This is a genomic window from Curtobacterium sp. LFS084, assembly GCF_047977705.1.
Lineage (GTDB): Bacteria > Actinomycetota > Actinomycetes > Actinomycetales > Microbacteriaceae > Curtobacterium.
In genome coordinates this window covers 1-18,434 of record NZ_JBFPFM010000003.1, presented here as the reverse complement: position 1 = coordinate 18,434, position 18,434 = coordinate 1, and the positions used below count along the sequence as shown (strand labels likewise).

Sequence of the window (18,434 nt, the reverse complement as noted above, 5' to 3'; positions counted from 1 at the left end):
GAGCCGCGCCTCCTGGCCGTGTGACGCCGGACGGCGCTCAACCGCACGAACCGACCGTCTGCAGCCCCGCCTCGTTGAGCGGCAGCGAGTCCGCCGTGACGCGCACGGTCGCCTCGGACGCCGTGACGTCGAGCGACCGCACGCGGAGCTGCGACGGCAGGAACCGGGCGGTGCAGACCTCGACGGGGACGTTCGTGACCCCCGGGATCGAGTCGACCTTGAGGCCGAGCGACGAGTTCGTGATGCGCACCGTCTTCGGGGTGATCGTGATCCCCTTGCCGTCGTCCTGCGCGGCGACGTCGCCCTTGGCGGCGTAGGTGATGTCGTAACCGAGCACCGCGGTCGTGCCGGAGAGCTCGACACCGCCGTCGACCAGGCTGAGCCGGTCGAAGAGCGGGCTGTACTTCGCCAGGTCCTTCACCGACGACGCCGCCAGGCGGACGTTGCCGTCGACGTCGCGGACGGCACCCTTGCCGTCCACGGGCACGTCGTGCGCCGTGACGTCGGCCGCGAGCGGGATGCCGTCGATCGTGAGCTTCTCGGAGGAGATCTCGACCTCGTCGAGCCGGCCGCCGAGCAGCTGCGGGATGACGATGCCCGTCGCGTGTGCCTGGACCTCGCCGGTGGCGCCGGACGGCAGCGACTGCTCGACCTGCTGCGCGATGATGCGGTCGACGACTCCGCGGAGGACGAACTCGGCGACCACGAGCAGCGCGGCGAGCACGACCACGACGACGACGAGCACGACGGGCCAGCGACGGCGCTTCCGGGGGGTGACGGTGGCGGCGGACATGCGTCCCACCTTGCCAGGTGGCCCCGGCAGCGAGCCTGGAGGCGCGGCGTGCGCCCGGCGCGGCGGCGCGGCGGTGCGGTGCGGAGTCGAACCACGAATCCGACATCGAACCAGGCCGCGAGGCCGGTTCGATGTCGGATCCGTGGTTCGGAAGGGGCGACCCTACATGCGCTCGGGAGCCGTCACGCCGAGCAGGCCCAGGCCGTTGCGGACGACCTGGCCGGTGGCGTCGTTCAGCCACAGGCGCGTGCGGTGCAGGTCGGTCACGGCCTCGTCCCCGAGCGGGGTGACCCGGCAGGCGTCGTACCAGCGGTGGTAGAGGCCGGCGAGCTGCTCGATGTAGCGCGCGATGCGGTGCGGCTCGCGCAGCTCGGCCGCCTGGCGCACCACGCGCGGGTACTCCGCCAGGGCGCCGAGCAGGGCCCCCTCGGTGTCGTGCGTCAGGAGCGAGGCGTCGAAGGCCGACCGGTCCACCCCGGCGTTCGCGGCGTTGCGGGCGACCGACTGCGTGCGGGCGTGGGCGTACTGGACGTAGAAGACCGGGTTGTCGTTCGTGCGCTTCGTGAGCAGGTCGAGGTCGATGTCGATCGACGTGTCACTGGCGAACCGCACGAGGGCGTACCGACCGGCGTCCACACCGACGGCGTCGACGAGGTCCTCCATCGTGACGATCGTGCCGTTGCGCTTCGACATGCGCATCGGCTCGCCGTCCTTGAGCAGGTTCACCATCTGCCCGATGAGGATCTCGAGGTTCTTGCCCGGCTCGTCACCGAACGCCGCGCACATCGCCATCATCCGGCCGACGTAGCCGTGGTGGTCGGCACCGAGCATGATGAGGTTCCGCTCGAACCCGCGCTCGCGCTTGTCGAGGTAGTACGCCAGGTCGCCGGCGATGTACGCGGGCTCGCCGTCGGACTTGATGACCACACGGTCGCGGTCGTCGCCGAAGTCGGTCGTGCGGAGCCACTCGGCACCCTCGGCCTCGTACATGACGCCCGAGGCCCGCAGTCGGTCGATGGCGCGCTCGACGGCCTTCGACTCGTGCAGGGCGTTCTCGTGGAAGTACACGTCGAAGTCGACGCCGAAGTCGTGCAGCGACGACTTGATGTCCGCGAACATGAAGTCGACGCCCTCGCGCCGGAAGAGCTCCTGCGCCTCGTCGCGCGGCAGGTCCTTGACGTCGACCGACGGGTCGAGCGTCGCGATCACGCGCGCCGCGATCTCGGCGATGTAGGCGCCGCCGTACCCGTCCTCGGGCGTCGGCTCGCCGAGGGCGCTCGCGACGAGGGACCGCGCGAAGCGGTCGATCTGCGCGCCGTGGTCGTTGAAGTAGTACTCACGGGTGACGAGGCCGCCCTGCGCCTGGAACACCCGCGCGAGGCTGTCGCCCACCGCCGCCCAGCGCACGCCGCCCATGTGGATCGGGCCGGTCGGGTTCGCGGACACGAACTCGAGGTTGATGCGGACGCCGTCGTACAGGTCGCCGTGCCCGAAGGACTGGCCGCCCTCGACGATGGTGCGCGCGATCTCGCCGGCGGCCGCGGCCTCGAGCGTGATGTTGATGAACCCCGGTCCGGCGACGTCGACCGAGGCCACGCCGTCGAGCTCGGTCAGCTCGCCGGCGATCTCGGTCGCCAGCTCGCGCGGGTTCGTCCCGAGCCGCTTCGCGAGCTGCATCGCCGCGTTCGAGGCCCAGTCGCCGTGCGCGCGGTTCTTCGGACGTTCGAGGGCCGCGTGCGACCCCTCGACGGTCACGGTGTCGGACGCGCCTCGTCGCTCGACGATCCCGGTCAGGATCGACAGGTACGCGGCGGAGAGTTCGGCAGGAGTCACGAGGGTCGAGTCTACCGGGACGCACAGGTCCTCCCCGGTCGATGCACCATCATGTCGGGATGACCACCCGCAGCCGCGTCCGGGCGATCAGCGTCGCCCTCCTCACCGTGTCCGCGTCCGTCGTCCTCGTCGGCTGCTCCGGCGGCGGCTCGGGCGGCGCCACGCCGAGCGCGACCACGGGTCCGATCGGCAAGCGGGTCGCGCAGACGTGCGCCGAGCTCTTGCCCGCCGAGTCCCTCGCCGTGTACGGGAAGACCTTCACCCTCGACGACGACTTCACGCCGGAGAAGGGCACACCCGCCGCCCGGATCGCCGAGCAGCGGGGGCGCGTGTGCCACTGGAGCGCGACCGACGACGCCGCGACGACCATCACGCTCGCCGTCGCCGACCTGCCTGAGAAGTCGCTCACGAACCTCAAGGACGCGCTCTACGAACGGGGCGGGTCCGTGCCGACGTACCGGGTCGAGGGGTACTTCTCGCTCACCGACGGTGTCGGCCGTGCGGACGCCTTCGCCGACCCGTACTGGATCACCGCGACCTCGACGCTCTTCACCGAGCCCGGCGGTGCGCAGCCCGTCGTCGACGCGGTGCGGGGCGTCCTGCAGCCGACCGCGTCCGCGACCCCGGCCGGCTGACCACCTGCCGCGTCCGCGTCCGCGGCGACCCCGGGCGTCCCCGGCGGGATCGGGCGTACCGGCCACGAAGGGGCGTGCCTGTCGTAAACGGGCGTGCCTGCCGGGAACGGGCGTACCGGGTGGAGATAGGCGTACCTGGCAGAGACGGGCGTACCAGGCGGAGACGGGCGTACCTGGCAGAGACGGGCGTGCCGGCCGTAAACGGGCGTACCTGGTCCATTTTTTCGACCGGGTACGCCCGTTCCCACCTTCCATCGCGCGCGTTCTGGGAAGGACCGATCGCGACACGCGTGGTCTCGGGCAGCCGTGCGGACCTGCTACGGTTGATCTCACCCAGGGCCCCCATAGCTCAGGGGATAGAGCACTGCCCTCCGGAGGCAGGGGCGGAGGTTCGAATCCTCCTGGGGGCACAGTCAGAGTCACATTCCCGCGGAAGCAGACGACTTCGCTCCGCTCAGGCGACTGCCCGCGATGCCGGCTTCGCCGAGCTTCACTCCGGGGGCGGTCGGGGCGGGGCCATCACGACGCCGGCTTCGCCGACCTTTCCTCCGGGAGCGGCTGGAGCACGGGCGTCGGGGCGGGGACACCGCGGCGCGTGCGCGCTCGGGTAGCGTCGGGCACATGACGATGGTGTTCCCGGAACCTGACGTTGCTCCGCTCCGAGGCGGCCCGACACTCCGGTGGGGCGTGATCGGCCCCGGCACCATCGCGAACGACTTCACCGCCACACTCCACGCCGCGTCCGACCACCGCGTCGTCGCCGTGGGCTCCCGCTCCCCCGAGCGCGCCGCCGCCTTCGCCCGCCGCCACGGCATCCCCGGGGTGCACGGCTCGTACGAGGCGCTCGTCGCCGACCCCGCCGTCGACGTCGTGTACGTCGCATCGCCGCACCCGCAGCACCTCGGCCACGCCCTGCTCGCGATCGCCGCCGGCAAGCACGTCCTCGTCGAGAAGCCGATGACCACCTCCGAGGCGGACACCCGGACCCTCGCCGACGCCGCCCGCCGCGCCGGGGTGTTCGCGATGGAGGCGATGTGGACCCGGTACCTGCCGGGCACCACGGTCGTCGCGAGGCTGCTCGCCGACGGCGTCCTCGGCGACGTCCACCTCGTGTCCGTCGACGTCGGCTGGCCGCACGAGCCCGACCCCGCCGACCGCATGTTCGACCCGGCCGCCGGCGGCGGCGCCCTCCTCGACGCCGGTGTCTACGGACACTGGTTCGCACGCTTCGCCACCGGCGCCCCGGTGACCCGGCGCACGACCGGTGCGGTCTCGGGACGCGGGGTGGACCTCCAGTCCGTCACCGTGTCGACGGCCGCTGGCGGCGCGCAGACGGTCGTGACCACGACGATGACGGCGTGGACGCCGGGACTCGCGGTCATCGCGGGCAGCACCGCCACCGTGCGCTACACGGACCACTTCGTGTTCCCGGCGTCGTTCGCGCTGCACCACGGCGCCGAGGCGGTGCACTGGGCGGACACCAGCGGCCTGCGGGGACGGGAGGGCCTCGTCTGGCAGGCCGCGGCGCTGGCGCGCTCCGTCGCCGAGGGGCGCACCGAGTCGCCGCTGCACTCCCTCGACGACTCGATCGGGCTCGCCGCGACGCTCGACGCGGCGCGAGCGTCGCTCGGTCCGGCGCGAGCGATGCCCGACGCACCCGCGTCGCTGGATCCGGCGCGAGCGATGCCCGACGCACCGGCCTCGCTCGGTCCGGCGCGAGCGATGCCCGACGCACCGGCGTCGCTCGGTCCGGGCACGGCAGCCCCGGGAGTTTCCGGACGCGACACCTCCACCCCCTAGGATCACGGGCCGGTCGACCCCGCACGCGACCGGGAAGAGGACTCGATGACCGCAGCCACCGGGAACCCGCAGCACGAACTCGCCCGCGGCGACCGTGCACCGGCACCACGGACGTTGCTCGACGTCCTCACCGCGACCGCCGCCGAGCACCCCGACGCCACCGCGCTCGAGGACCCGGCCGGCACCCTCGACTACGCGACGCTCGTCCGGCGGGTGCACGAGCAGGCCGACGATCTCGCCCGACGCGGGGTCCGACGGGGTGACCGGGTCGGCGTGCGGATCCCCTCCGGTGGACGCGACCTGTACGTGTCGATCCTCGCGGTGCTCGCCGCCGGCGCCGCGTACGTGCCCGTCGACGCCGACGATCCCGAGGAACGCGCGACCCTGGTGTTCGGCGAGGCCGACGTCGTGGGCGTCATCGGAGCCGGCGGCGTCCTGCGCGACCGCGACGGTGGCGAACTGCCCGTGACGGACCCCGCGGCGAGCGCCGCACTCCCCCACGAGGACGACGATGCGTGGATCATCTTCACGTCCGGGTCCACGGGTGTGCCGAAGGGCGTGGCAGTCACCCACCGCAGTGCTGCGGCGTTCGTGGACGCCGAGGCGCGGATGTTCCTGCAGGCGGCGCCGATCGGTCCGGGCGACCGGGTGCTGGCGGGGCTGAGCGTGGCGTTCGACGCGTCGTGCGAGGAGATGTGGCTGGCGTGGGGGCACGGTGCCGCTCTGGTTCCGGCGCCCCGGTCACTGGTGCGGACGGGGGTGGACCTCGGTCCGTGGCTGATCGCGCACGGGATCACGGTGGTGTCGACGGTGCCGACGCTCGCGGCGCTGTGGCCGGACGACGCGCTGGAGCAGGTGCGGCTGGTGATCTTCGGGGGTGAGGCGTGTCCGCCGGAGCTCGCGGCGCGGATCGCGAGCCGCCACCGGGAGGTCTGGAACACGTACGGGCCGACCGAGGCGACGGTGGTGGCGTGCGGGTCGTTGCTGGACGGGAGCACGCCGGTCCGGATCGGGTTGCCGCTCGACGGCTGGGACCTGGCGGTGGTGGACGCGGCGGGGGCCCGTGTCGCGCCCGGCGAGGTCGGGGAGCTCGTGATCGGCGGTGTCGGGTTGGGGCGGTACCTGGACCCGGCGAAGGACGCCGAGAAGTACGCGCCGTTCCCGGAGCTCGGGTGGGAGCGGGCGTACCGGAGCGGTGACCTGGTGCGGTACGAGCCCGAGGGGCTGGTGTTCCAGGGTCGTGCGGACGACCAGGTGAAGCTCGGTGGTCGTCGGATCGAGCTGGGCGAGATCGATGCGGCGTTGCAGGCGCTCCCGGACGTGGCCGGTGGTGCCGCGGTGGTGCAGCGGACGCCCGCGGGCAACCAGGTGCTGGTCGGGTACGTGGCGCCGGCGGCGGGTGTCCCGGTGGACGTGGCGGCGGCGAACGCGCGGTTGCGGGCGGAGCTCCCGGCGGCGCTGGTCCCCCTGCTGGCGGTGGTGGACTCGTTGCCGACGCGGACCTCGGGCAAGGTGGACCGGGCTGCGCTCCCGTGGCCGTTGCCGGGGTCGTCGGACGCGGCGCTGCTGCCGGACACGGTGGCGTGGATCGCCGAGCGGTGGTCGGCGATCCTGGGGGTGCCGGTGGGGAGCGTCGACGACGACTTCTTCGCGCACGGCGGCGGGTCCCTGACGGCGGCGCAGCTGGTGTCGGCGATCCGTGAGCGCTTCCCGACGACGACGGTGGCGGACGTGTACGACCACCCGAGGATCGGGGCGTTGGCGGATGCGCTGGACGATTCGGGTCCGGTGGTCTCCGTCCCGCGTGACGTCCGACCGGTCCCTCCGGTGACGGGGTTCGCGATGACGCTGCTGGGGGTGCCGCTGCAGGTGCTCCGCGGGCTGCGGGTGCTGACGTGGACGGCGTTGGTCGCGGCGGTGCTGCACGCGACGACCCTGCCGTTCGTCCCGGTGGTGCCGTGGCCGGTGCTCGTCGTGGCCCTGGTGCTGTTCGTGACGCCGGCGGGGAAGATGGCCGTGACGGTCGTCCTGGTCCGGCTGGTGCTCGCGGGGGTCCGACCGGGTGACCATCCCCGGGGTGGTCAGGTGCACGTGCGGGTGTGGTTGGCGGAGCGGATCGCCGAGGCGGTGGACGGCCCGTCGACCGCGGGTGCGCCGTGGATCAGTTACTACGCGCGGGCGCTGGGTGCGTCGATCGGTCGGGACGTCGACCTGCACGCGTTGCCGCCGGTCACCGGCATGTTGACGATCGGCAAGCGTGCGTCGGTGGAGCCGGAGGTGGACCTGGCCGGGCACTGGGTCGACGGAGACGTGTTCCGGCTGGGCCGGGTCCGGATCGACGCGGACGCGGTGGTGCACAGCCGGACGACGCTGCTGCCGGGTGCGCACGTCGGGGTGGGTGCCGAGGTCGAGGCGGGGTCCGCGGTCGCGGACCGGGTGCCGGACGGGGAACGGTGGGCGGGGTCGCCGGCGGAGCGCGTCGGGTCGGCTCGGCACGACCGGGAGGCGCGGCCGCCGTCGCGACGCCGGTGGCTGCTGGCGTACGGGGCCGGGTCCCTGGCCGTGGCCGGGTTGCCGGTGGTCGGTGCGGCCGCGGGGGTGGTGCTGGTGTGGCTGCTCGTCGGTCGCGCGGACTCGCTCGGGGACGCCGTGCTGCGCGCGCTGGCGTGGGTGCCGCTCGGGACCGTGGTCGCGGGTGTCGTGTACGCGGGCCTGGTGGTGGCCGCGGTGCGGTTGCTCGGCATCGGTCTGCACGAGGGTCGGCACCCGGTCCGTTCCCGGATCGGGTGGCAGGTGTGGACGACCGAACGGATCCTCGACGGCGCGCGGACGCTGCTGTTCCCGGTGTACGCGTCGCTCGTGACCCCGCTGTGGCTCCGACTGCTCGGGGCCCGGGTGGGGCGGAACACCGAGATCTCGACGGTCCTGCTCATCCCGGCGCTCACGCAGATCGCGTCCGGGGCGTTCCTCGCCGACGACACGATGGTGGCGACGTACGAGCTCGGTGGTGGTCGGGTGCGGATCGGCCGGTCGAAGGTGGGGCGTCGGGCGTTCCTCGGCAACAGCGGGATGACGGGTGCCGGTCGGTCGGTGCCTCGCGAGGCGCTGGTGGCGGTGCTGTCCGCCGTCCCGAAGAAGGCGAAGCGCGGATCGTCGTGGCTCGGCTCTCCCCCGGTGCGGCTCCGGCGCGCCACGGCGGAGTTCGACGAGGAGCGCACGTTCCGGCCGCCGCGGTCCCTCAAGGTCGCGCGCGGCTGCTGGGAACTCCTGCGTCTGGTCGCCCCGATGGTGTCCGCGGGGATCGCGCTCGGGGTCGTCGGCACGCTCCTCGCGCTCTGGACGGCCGTGGGCATCGGGTGGACGGTGCTGCTCGCCGGGCCGGTGCTCATCGTCGCCGGTGCCGTCGCGGCGGTGGTGTCGACGATCGCGAAGTGGTCCTTCGTCGGCCGGATCGCCGCCCGCGAGCACCCGCTGTGGTCGTCGTTCGTGTGGCGGAACGAGGTGCAGGACACGTTCGTCGAGACGGTGGCGCGTCCGTGGTTCGCCGAGCAGGCCACGGGGACGCCGGCCCTCGCGGCGTGGCTCCGCAGTCTCGGAGCGACCATCGGCCGCGGCACCTGGATCGAGACGTACTGGTTGCCGGAGGCCGACCTCGTGACGATCGGGTCCGGTGCGGCCGTCGCGCGGGGCACGGTCGTGCAGACGCACCTGTTCCACGACCGGGTGATGCAGCTCGACGAGGTCCGCCTCGACCCGGGCGCGACGCTCGGTCCGCACAGCGTGGTGCTGCCGGCGGCGGGCATCGGGCCGGGGGCGACCGTGGGGCCGGCCTCGCTCGTGATGCGCGGGGAGCAGGTGCCCGGTGGGACCCACTGGTCGGGGAACCCGATCGCTCCGTGGACATCGGCGCCGCGGGTGCCGGCGCGGTCGTCCGTCGAGCACGTCGCCGTGGCAGACTCGACGGCACCGTGAAGCCCGCCTCGACGAACCCAGACGCCGACCCGTACACCCCGCACAGCGGCGACCGACGGTGGAGCGCCCACCACTACGAGCTCCGACTGGAGTACCGCGTCGCGACGAACCGCCTCGACGCCACCGCGACGATCACCGGCCGTGCGCACGAGGACCTCGACCGCATCGTCCTCGACCTGCACGGCATGACGGTCGACCGGGTGGACGTCGACGGCAAACGGGCGAAGAAGCACACGACCGCGACGCACAAGCTCACCGTGACCCCGGCCGAGCCCGCCGCCGCCGGCACGGAGTTCACCGTCCACGTGCGGTACCGCGGCACACCGCACCCGCTCCGCAGCCCGTGGGGCCAGATCGGTTGGGAGGAGCTGACCGACGGCGTCATCGTCGCCGCGCAGCCGACCGGTGCCCCGTCGTGGTTCCCGTGCAACGACCGCCCGGACGACAAGGCCACCTACCGGTTCGAGATCACCGCCGAGGCCGCCTACGACGTCGTCGCGAACGGGGAGCTGCTCGGCAAGGAGCGCGCCCGCGCCGGCACGACGTGGACGTACGCCACGACCGAGCCGATGGCGACGTACCTGGCGACGGTGCAGATCGGGCGCTACCGCACGACGAGGCTCCGTGGCTCGGACACCCCCGTCACGCTGCACCACCCCGCCGACCTCGCCACTGCCGCGAAGACCGACTTCGGACGGGTGCCGGACATGCTCGCCCTGTACACCGACCGGTTCGGGCCGTACCCGTTCGCGTCGTACGGCGTCGTGGTGACCGACGACGAGCTCGAGATCCCGCTCGAGGCGCACGGCCTGGCGGTCTTCGGCCGGAACCACGTCGACGGCGAGCACGGCACCGACCGCTTGATCGCGCACGAGCTCGCGCACCAGTGGTTCGGCAACTCCGTCACGGTCACCCGCTGGCAGGACATCTGGCTGCACGAGGGCTTCGCCTGCTACGCCGAGTGGCTCTGGTCGGAGCACCGCGGCGGCGCGACGGCGGACACCCTGGCGTCGACGTACCGTGACGGGCTCCTCGAGCAGCCCGAGGACCTCGTCGTGGCCGACCCGGGCCCGAAGGACATGTTCGACGACCGGGTCTACAAGCGCGGGGCGCTGGCCCTGCACGCCGTGCGGCGATCGGTCGGCGACGACGCCTTCTTCGCCGGGCTCCGGACGATCACCGAGCGACACCGGCACGGCTCGGTCACCCCGGCGGACGTGCACGCCGCGTTCGCCGACGCGGCCGGGACCGACGTCGACGCGGTCCGGGACGTGACGGCACCCTGGCTCGAGGAGCCCACCGTCCCCGCGCTCTAGGGATCGGTCGGCGACATCGCGTGCGTCAGCTCGCGGTCTCGACCAGGTCCGGAGCGCCGCCGACGTCGGCCGTCCCCGGGGTACGGTTCGCCTCGGCCCACACCGCGTCGAGGGACAGCCCGACGACCCCGGCGACGGACGCGATCGTCGAGAACGCCGGCGTCGCGATGCGGCCGGTCTCGATCTTCCGCAGCGTCTCCGGCGAGATCCCGGCCCGCAGCGCGGTCTCGAGCATCGAGCGCTCCCCGCGTGCACGGCGGAGCAGGGCTCCGAGCCGCCGACCACGGGCGACCTCGTCGGGGCTGAGCGGGAGACGGACCATCCCCCTACTCTAATACCGGCCAGAGAGTACCGGTATGATCATCCCGTGATCGAGATCCTCACCCCGGCCGAGGTCGACCGTGCCCGCGCCACCGGAGCCCTCGTCGGCACGATCCTGCAGACCCTGCGCGACCGCACGCGCGTGGGCACGAACCTGCTCGAGATCGACCGGTGGACGAAGGCGATGATCGAGGACGCCGGCGCCCGGTCCTGCTACGTCGACTACGCCCCGTCGTTCGGCCGCGGGCACTTCGGCCACCACGTCTGCACCGCGGTCAACGACGCCGTCCTGCACGGACTCCCGCACGACCGGACGCTCGAGGACGGCGACCTGCTGACGCTCGACCTGGCCGTGTCGCTCGACGGCATCGCGGCCGACGCGGCGATCAGCTTCGTCGTGGGCACCGCGGACCCCGCCGACCTCGCCCTGATCGACGCGACGGAACGCGCCCTCGCGGCAGCGATCGCGATCGCCGGCCCCGGAGTGCGGACGGGCGACCTGTCGCACGCCATCGGCACGGTGCTCGAAGGCGCCGGCTACCCGGTCAACGTCGAGTTCGGCGGCCACGGCATCGGCTCGACGATGCACCAGGACCCGCACGTGTCGAACACCGGGCGACCCGGGCGCGGCTACACCCTCCGCCCGGGGCTGCTCCTCGCCCTCGAGCCGTGGGTGATGGCGGACACCGACGTGCTCGTGACCGACCCGGACGGCTGGACGCTCCGCAGCGCCACCGGGGCCCGCACCGCGCACACCGAGCACACGGTGGCGATCACCGAGGACGGCGCCGAGGTCCTCACCCGCGCACGCTGACCGGGCATCCGCCCGCCGCGACGGCGAGCACGAGGTCCTCGCCGGGGAACACGACCGTGACCGACTGCTCGGCGCCGTCGAGCGTCGCCGCACCCCGGACGAGGTCGACCTCGACACGCGACGGATCGACCCGGAGTCCGCGGCCGTCGCGCTTGAGGACCGCCTCCTTCACCGCCCAGCAGGCAGCCCGCGCGGTGGCGTCGCCGGACCGCGCGAGCTCCCCGGGCGTGAACGCGTCGAGCGGGGCTGCCGCGACCCGCGACACGCGCTCGAGGTCGACGCCGATCCCCGGTGGTCCGACAGCCAGCGCGACGAGGCCGGTGGTCCGCGCGAGGCTCACGCCGACGGCGGAGCCGTCGACCTCGGCCCAGGGACGGCCGTGGTCCGTCGCGGCGCAGTGCGGGCAGACGCGCCCCGCGCGCGCGGCCGCGACGTCGACACCCGTTGCCGACGCGACGGCGGCGAGCAGCGCCTCCCGGTCGGCAGCACGGTGCGGACCGGACGCACGGAGCGTCACGACGACCGACTGGAGGAGCGGCAGACCCACGCAGGTGAGCCTACGTGGGTGGTTCAGGCGTGGGTGAGCGCGATGAGCGCGACGTTCATGGTGCTGTAGAGGCCCTCGGACCGCGTCGCCTGTCGCACGCGTCCGCGGAGCACCTCGTACCGGCCGTCGTGCTCCCGCACGAAGCCGATGACCCCGCTCGCGGGGGTCGACACGCGGTGGTAGCCGTCCTCGAGTGGGACGACCTCGGTGCTGGTTGTTCGCTCCATCGCAGTTCCCCTGTCTCGTTCGTCGTCGAACGCTCCACGAGCATACCCCGGCTCGGGGTACAACACTTCCACAGACCAGACGTTCCACGAGGGTTCGCCCGGAGTCTGTCCGAGGGCTGCGCCGCGTGGATAGACTCCGGGCAACAGCGCTCCGGGGCGCGGTTCCGGGGCTGCTCGGACGGCGACCACGGCGACGGACGGAGGACGGATGCGAGCGGTCCAGGGCGGATCGGCCACGGGCAGGACGAGGACCGACAGGGGGACGCCGGGACGGATCGGACGCATCGCCGCAGCGCTCCTGGCAGGGTTCCTCGTGCTCGCGCCGGCAGCCACGGCACACGCGACCGCACCGGTCGACCTGGGTGGCGCGTACGTGCTCGACGAGGCCGACGTGCTCAGCTCCTCACAGCAGTCGCAGGTCGAGGACGCCGTCCAGAAGCTCTACGCGGACACGAAGACCCAGCTCTACGTCGTGTTCGTGCCGGAGTTCACCGACCCCTCCGACCACACCGCGTGGGGCACCGCGACGCTGTCCGCGAACCAGATCGACTCGGACGGGATCCTGCTGTCCGTCGCCGTGGACGAGCGGAACTACGACGTCCAGCAGACCAACGAGACGAGCATCTCGGAGTCCGACGTCGAGAGCGCGGTGGACGACGACCTGGTGCCGGCCCTGAAGCAGAGCGACTGGTCGGGCGCGGCCGTGGCGTTCGCGAACGGCCTCGCCGCGACACAGGCGCCGCCGGACCTCACCTGGCTGTGGATCCTCCTCGCCGTGGTGGTCGTCGCGGGTGTCGTCACGGTCCTCGTCATCCGGACGCGCAACAAGCGCCGCACCGCCGCCGCGACGAAGGCGCAGGAAGCCTCGCTCGCCGGCCTCGAACGCACCGCCGGCGGCGCACTCGTGACGATCGACGACGAGCTGCGCACCGCCGAACAAGAGGTCGGGTTCGCGACCGCCCAGTTCGGCGCCGACGCCGCGAAGCCCTTCGCCGAGGCCGTCGCCCAGGCGCAGCGCGCGGTCCGCACAGCGTTCACGTTCCAGCAGCAGCTCGACGACGAGGTGCCGGACACCCCGCAGCAGCGCGCCGACTGGGCGAACCAGATCATCGCGATCTGCGAGCAGGCGCACGCCTCGATCGAGGAACAGACCGAGGCGTTCGACCGGCTCCGCTCGCTCGAGGACGGCGTCGAGGACGCCGCCGCGCAGCTGGCGCAGGACGTCGCCGCTGCCCCGGCATCGGTGCAGCAGGCCGGCGCGGCGCTCGACCGCGTCCGCCGGGCGTACACCGGCCGGACCCTCGCGACCGTGTCCGACAGCGTCGATCAGGCGCAGCAGGTCCTCGCGTACGCGACCGAACGCTCCGAGGCCGCCACCGCCGCGATCGCCGCGGGCGACAAGGGCGAGGCCGTGGTCGCCGTCAGGGACGCCCAGCACGCCCTCGCGCAAGTGCAGCAACTGACACAGAGCGCGAGCGCGGCCGAGTCCACCTTCGCCGAGGCCACCGCACGCGCCGAAGCGATGCGGGTCGACATCGAGGGCGACGTCGCAGCGGCTCGGACGCTCACGGCCGGCGGGCCGGAGCTCGCTGCCGCCGTCACCCGTGCCGAGACCGTGCTGCGGCAGGGCCTCGACCCGAAGGACCCGATCGCCGCGGTCGACGCCCTCACCAAGGCGAACACCGACATCGACCAGGCCATCGCCGCCGCACGCGGAGCCGAGGAACAGCAGCGCCGTGCCGCGCGTGCCCTCGACGACGCCCTCCGCGACGCCCGCAACCGGATCAGCCAGGCGCGCGAGTTCATCTCGCTGCACCGCGGCGCCGTCGGGACGACCGCGCGGACCCGGCTGTCCGAGGCGCAACGCGCGCTCGACGACGCGGTCGACCTCGCGACGACCGACCCCGGACAGGCACTCCAGGCGGCACGCGCGGCCGAGCAGTACGCGGCAGCGGCGATGGACGCCGCGAACGACGACATGGGCGGCTGGGGCGGTGGCGGCGGCTTCGGCGGTGGCGGCGGCAACGGCGCCCAGCTCGGCGGGCTCGTCACCGGCATCGTGCTCGGCGGACTCCTCGGCGGTCGCGGTGGCAGCTACGGCGGCGGTTCGTTCGGGGGCGGGGGCTTCGGCGGCGGGGGCGGCTTCGGGGGCGGCGGCGGCTTCGGGGGCGGCGGCGGCTTCGGCGGTGGCGGGGGCGGCGGAGGCGGCGGGGGCTTCTCCGGCGGCGGTCGCTTCTAGAGCGGACACCCACAGACCAACAGCACCACACCAGTCATTCCAGGAAAGGGAACAGCAATGGCAAAGCAGACGATCTTCGGTCGCATCTCGACCCTCGTCCGGGCGAACATCAACCAGCTCATCGACAACGCCGAGGATCCGCAGAAGATGCTCGACCAGCTCGTGCGGGACTACACGAACAACATCGCCGACGCCAAGACGGCGATCGCGCAGACGATCGGCAACGTCCGACTGCTCGAGCAGGACCACGAAGAGGACAAGAAGGCCGCGGTCGAGTGGGGGCAGAAGGCCGCCAACGCCTCCACCGCGGCCGACAAGTACCGCGCCGAGGGCAAGACGGCCGAGGCGGACAAGTTCGACAACCTCGCCAAGATCGCGATCGGCAAGCAGATCGCCGCCGAGCAGGAGGTCAAGGACGCCGAGCCGAACCTCGCGTCGCAGAACGAGGCGGTGGAGAAGCTCAAGGCCGGGCTCGCCGGCATGGAGCAGAAGCTCGAGGAGCTCCGCTCGAAGCGCGACAACCTCGTCGCACGCTCGAAGACGGCCGAGGCGCAGTCCAAGGTCAACGACGCGCTCGGGAACATCGACGTCCTCGACCCGACGAGCGACCTCGGTCGCTTCGAGGAGAAGGTCCGCCGCGAAGAGGCGAAGGTCCTCGGCCAGCAGGAGCTGCAGTCGTCGAGCCTCGACGCCCAGTTCGAGAGCCTCGAGGACGTGGGCAAGGACGCCGAGGTCGAAGCGCGCCTCGCCGCCCTGAAGTCCGGCGGTTCGTCGAGCCTCTGACACACCGTTCGGAACGACGCCGGACCCCGCCTGACAGACTGGCACGATGCACTTCCTCGTGGTCGGTCAGTGGCAGGGTTCGGCGTCGTCCCGTGCGATGCGCCTCGGGGACGGTGCCGCCGCGATCGCGGCCGACCTCCCCCGCGCATCCACCACCGTGGTCGACGTCCCCGCCGGAGCCGGCGACCGGCTCGAGACCGCCGTCGCCCGGTACACCTCGGTGCTCGCGGTCGCGGAGCGGGTGGCCGAGGAGACCACCGTCGCGAGCGAACCGGTCCTCGTCGTCGGCGGTGACGGTGCGAGCGTCCTCGGCGCGACGGTCGGCCTCGGCGCCGACACCGCCTTCGTGCGCATCGCGGGGTCGAGCGGGTTCCGCGCCCTGAACCGCGCCCAGCCGCTCGCCGCCGAGACCGCGGTGCTCCGGATCCTGGTCGACCGTCCGGACGACCTCTTCCCCGCGCTGCCCACCCTCGCACCGACGTCCGTCGTCGTCGCCGGGGTCCGCGGTGTCGAGGACGCCGAGACGAACGCCCTCGACCGCGCCGGCATCGTGCACCTCGACGTCGACGCCGCCACGCCGGACGCGATCGCGGCGGCGGTCGACGCAACCGGCGCCGGGGCGGTCTTCGTGCACGTCGACCTCGACGTGCTCGACCCGTCCGAGGTCGACGGACTGCTCGAACCCGTGCCGTTCGGCCTCGACGGCGCCGGGCTCGTCGAGCGGATCCAGGCCGCCACGCGCGGGCGACGACTCGCGGGCGCGGCACTCACCGGGTTCGCGCCGGTGGACCCCGACCGCGCGGTCGACGACCTCGGCGTGATCCTCCGTGCGGTGGGCGCGCTGACGAGCGCTTCCCGGACGGCCTGACGGACGCCACCGGGGCACACGTCGCTCGGCGTGACCCATGCCGTCGCGCGTACGCTCGGCCCCATGACGGACTACGACCTCATCGTGATCGGCGCCGGCGCAGTCGGCGAGAACGTGGCGGACTACGCCAAGAAGCGCGGCCTGAGCGTCGCCGTGGTGGAGGCCGAGCTTGTCGGCGGTGAGTGCTCCTACTGGGCGTGCATGCCCTCGAAGGCGCTCCTGCGGAGCGGGCACGCCCTGGCTGCGGCGAAGCGACTCGACGGTGCCGCGCAGGCGGTCACGGGCGATCTCGACGCCGCGCACGTGCTCGCCCGACGGAACTCGTTCACCTCGGACTGGAAGGACGACGGCCAGGTCTCGTGGCTCGAGTCCGCGGGCATCGACCTGATCCGCGGCCACGCCCGGATCACCGGCGAGAAGACGCTCGAGGTCGACGGCACGACCTACACGGCAGCGGCGGCCATCGCGCTCGTGACGGGCTCGCTGCACGCGCTCCCCGACGTGCCGGGTCTCGCCGACGCGAAGCCGTGGGGCACGCGCGAGGGCACCAGCGCGAAGGAGGTCCCGGAGAGCCTGCTCGTCATCGGCGGCGGTGTGGCCGGCTCCGAGCTCGCGACCGCCTGGGCCTCCCTCGGGTCGAAGGTCACCCTCGTCGCCCGGCACGGACTGCTCGGCGGGATGGAGCCGTTCGCGGGTGAGCTCGTCACCGACGCCCTGCGCGAGCTCGGCGTCGACGTCCGCACCGGTGTGAACCCCACGCGTGTCGACCGCGACGAGCACGGCCTCGTGACGACCACGCTCGACGACGGGACGACGGTCGTCACGAGCGAGGTGCTCGCCGCGACCGGTCGTTCGGCCCACACGAAGGACCTCGGGCTGGAGACCGTCGGCCTCACCCCCGGTGACTGGCTGCAGGTCGACGACACCATGCTCGTGCAGGGCACCGACTGGCTGTACGCGGTCGGCGACGCCAACCACCGGGCACTCCTCACCCACCAGGGCAAGTACCAGGCCCGCGCCGCCGGCGAGGCGATCGCCGCCCGGCACCAGGGCACCCCGCTGCACACCGAGCCGTGGGGCGCACACGTCGCCACCGCCGACCACGCGGCGGTACCCCAGGTCACCTTCACCGACCCGGAGGTCGCGAGCGTCGGCCTGACCGAGGCGAAGGCCCGCGAGCAGGGCCTGAACGTCCGGGCGGTCGAGTACGAGCTCGGCAACGTGGCGGGCGCCTCGCTGCAGGCCGACGGGTACACCGGGCGCGCGAAGATGGTCGTCGACGAGGACCGTGGCGTCGTGGTCGGTGTGACCTTCGTCGGACAGGACGTCGCCGAGATGCTCCACGCCGCGACGATCGCCGTCGTGGGCGAGGTCCCGGTCGACCGCCTCTGGCACGCCGTCCCCGCCTACCCGACCATGAACGAGATCTGGCTGCGGCTGCTCGAGACCTACGGCCGCCCAGAGTAGCGGTGCGGAACCCCCTGCTCGACTCCCCCGTGTCCCGGGCGGGGTGGGCGTTCGCGACCGCGGTCGGCCTCGCCGTCGGCGTCCCGCTGTCCACCGGGGAGGTGCGGGTCGTCGACGGGCTGATCGTCTGCACCGGGCTGCCGCGGTGGGTCTTCCGCCGTGGTGGCACCTGCGTGGGGTCGGTGTACCTGACGCGGGACAACGACGGCGAACGGGTCCTCCGGCACGAGCGGGTGCACGTCGACCAGTGGCGGCGCTACGGGATGCTCATGCCCCTCGTGTACGCGCTGGCGGGGCGGGACCCCCTGCGGAACCGGTTCGAGATCGAGGCCGGACTCGAGGACGGCAACTACCGCTGACGCGCCCGCGCCGTGCCCGCGCCCGCGCCCCGCGCCCCCGCCCCCGCCCCCGCCCCGCCCCCGCCTCCGCGAGCGGGCGAAATACGTCCCGTTCGACGCGGGCAAGCGGCAGGTCCCGCCCGCTCGGCGGACGCGAGCGGCATGTCGTGCCCGCTCAGCTGGCAGGCGCGGCCGGACGGGAGGCACGGCGCGAGCCCGCCCTTCGCCTCCAGTCCGGCGTCCGTTGCTCACCGGACGCGTCGGCCCGAGCGGGCGAAATACGTCCCGTTCGACGCGGGACAGCGGCAGGTTCCGCCCGCTCGGCGGACGCGAGTGGCGTGTCGTGCCTGCTCGCGCGGGGGCGCGCGGTGCCCGAGCGGGCGAAATCCGTCCCGTTCTGTGTGGGCGAGCGGCTGGTTCCGCCCGCGCGGCGCACGCGTGCCGCGTGTCGTGCCGGCTGGCGCGGCGCGCGCCGCGCGCC

Annotated in this window: 15 protein-coding genes and 1 tRNA gene; 11 read left to right on the top strand and 5 right to left on the bottom strand. The window is 73.3% G+C overall.

From position 1 onward, the window contains the following. Positions 1-37: 37 nt before the first annotated feature. Complete coding sequence (locus ACNQOV_RS02900) at positions 38-793, bottom strand: DUF2993 domain-containing protein (RefSeq protein WP_022908077.1); 756 nt, start codon at positions 791-793, stop codon at positions 38-40. Between the two features lie 162 nt (positions 794-955). Beyond that, positions 956-2,626, bottom strand: a complete 1,671-nt coding sequence (argS, locus tag ACNQOV_RS02895) for an arginine--tRNA ligase (protein ID WP_416393319.1) — start codon at positions 2,624-2,626, stop codon at positions 956-958. Between the two features lie 59 nt (positions 2,627-2,685). Between argS and ACNQOV_RS02890 the strand changes: the two genes are divergently transcribed. The 5 genes from ACNQOV_RS02890 (at position 2,686) to ACNQOV_RS02870 (ending at position 10,349) form a co-directional block, all read left to right on the top strand. Continuing rightward, entirely contained in the window at positions 2,686-3,261 is a 576-nt protein-coding gene (locus ACNQOV_RS02890) for a hypothetical protein (protein ID WP_416393318.1), read from the top strand. 338 nt (positions 3,262-3,599) lie between these two features. Beyond that, a tRNA-Arg gene (locus ACNQOV_RS02885) sits at positions 3,600-3,671 on the top strand. A 211-nt stretch (positions 3,672-3,882) separates the two neighbouring features. Continuing rightward, positions 3,883-5,061 (top strand): Gfo/Idh/MocA family protein, encoded by a 1,179-nt coding sequence (locus ACNQOV_RS02880; protein ID WP_416393317.1) that lies wholly within the window; start codon positions 3,883-3,885, stop codon positions 5,059-5,061. A gap of 45 nt (positions 5,062-5,106) precedes the next feature. Continuing rightward, positions 5,107-9,033: a Pls/PosA family non-ribosomal peptide synthetase gene (locus ACNQOV_RS02875; RefSeq protein ID WP_416393316.1), complete on the top strand. Its 3,927-nt coding sequence runs from the start codon at positions 5,107-5,109 to the stop codon at positions 9,031-9,033. Continuing rightward, a complete protein-coding gene (locus ACNQOV_RS02870) occupies positions 9,030-10,349 on the top strand; it encodes a M1 family metallopeptidase (RefSeq protein WP_416393315.1) in 1,320 nt (439 codons plus the stop codon). Before ACNQOV_RS02875 ends, ACNQOV_RS02870 begins: the two co-directional genes overlap by 4 nt. Before the next feature lie 25 nt (positions 10,350-10,374). Here the strand turns inward: ACNQOV_RS02870 and ACNQOV_RS02865 are convergent, their stop codons facing one another. Continuing rightward, positions 10,375-10,671, bottom strand: coding sequence for a helix-turn-helix domain-containing protein (locus ACNQOV_RS02865; protein ID WP_416393314.1), 297 nt, complete (start codon positions 10,669-10,671; stop codon positions 10,375-10,377). A gap of 45 nt (positions 10,672-10,716) precedes the next feature. On the opposite strand from ACNQOV_RS02865, the gene map reads away from it, so the two are divergent. Continuing rightward, positions 10,717-11,484, top strand: a complete 768-nt coding sequence (gene map / locus ACNQOV_RS02860) for a type I methionyl aminopeptidase (protein WP_416393313.1) — start codon at positions 10,717-10,719, stop codon at positions 11,482-11,484. Here map and ACNQOV_RS02855 read toward each other — a convergent pair. Further along, a complete protein-coding gene (locus tag ACNQOV_RS02855) occupies positions 11,468-12,031 on the bottom strand; it encodes a 4'-phosphopantetheinyl transferase family protein (RefSeq protein ID WP_416393311.1) in 564 nt (187 codons plus the stop codon). The two genes, map and ACNQOV_RS02855, sit on opposite strands and share 17 nt — an antisense overlap. A gap of 23 nt (positions 12,032-12,054) precedes the next feature. Then, entirely contained in the window at positions 12,055-12,258 is a 204-nt protein-coding gene (locus ACNQOV_RS02850) for a hypothetical protein (protein WP_022905704.1), read from the bottom strand. 208 nt (positions 12,259-12,466) lie between these two features. On the opposite strand from ACNQOV_RS02850, the gene ACNQOV_RS02845 reads away from it, so the two are divergent. From ACNQOV_RS02845 to ACNQOV_RS02825, 5 genes are all read left to right on the top strand, one after another. After that, positions 12,467-14,497 carry a TPM domain-containing protein gene (locus ACNQOV_RS02845; RefSeq protein WP_416393309.1) on the top strand — a complete coding sequence of 677 codons (2,031 nt, stop codon included), beginning with the start codon at positions 12,467-12,469 and terminating at the stop codon, positions 14,495-14,497. Positions 14,498-14,554: 57 nt separating this feature from the next. Continuing rightward, positions 14,555-15,280 (top strand): PspA/IM30 family protein, encoded by a 726-nt coding sequence (locus ACNQOV_RS02840; protein WP_402263368.1) that lies wholly within the window; start codon positions 14,555-14,557, stop codon positions 15,278-15,280. A 46-nt stretch (positions 15,281-15,326) separates the two neighbouring features. Next, a complete protein-coding gene (locus tag ACNQOV_RS02835; RefSeq protein WP_402263370.1) occupies positions 15,327-16,148 on the top strand; it encodes an arginase family protein in 822 nt (273 codons plus the stop codon). Positions 16,149-16,211: 63 nt separating this feature from the next. After that, a complete protein-coding gene (locus ACNQOV_RS02830; protein WP_416393308.1) occupies positions 16,212-17,615 on the top strand; it encodes a dihydrolipoyl dehydrogenase family protein in 1,404 nt (467 codons plus the stop codon). Positions 17,616-17,617: 2 nt separating this feature from the next. Next, positions 17,618-17,974 carry a hypothetical protein gene (locus tag ACNQOV_RS02825; RefSeq protein ID WP_031261316.1) on the top strand — a complete coding sequence of 119 codons (357 nt, stop codon included), beginning with the start codon at positions 17,618-17,620 and terminating at the stop codon, positions 17,972-17,974. The last annotated feature ends 460 nt before the right edge of the window (positions 17,975-18,434 follow it).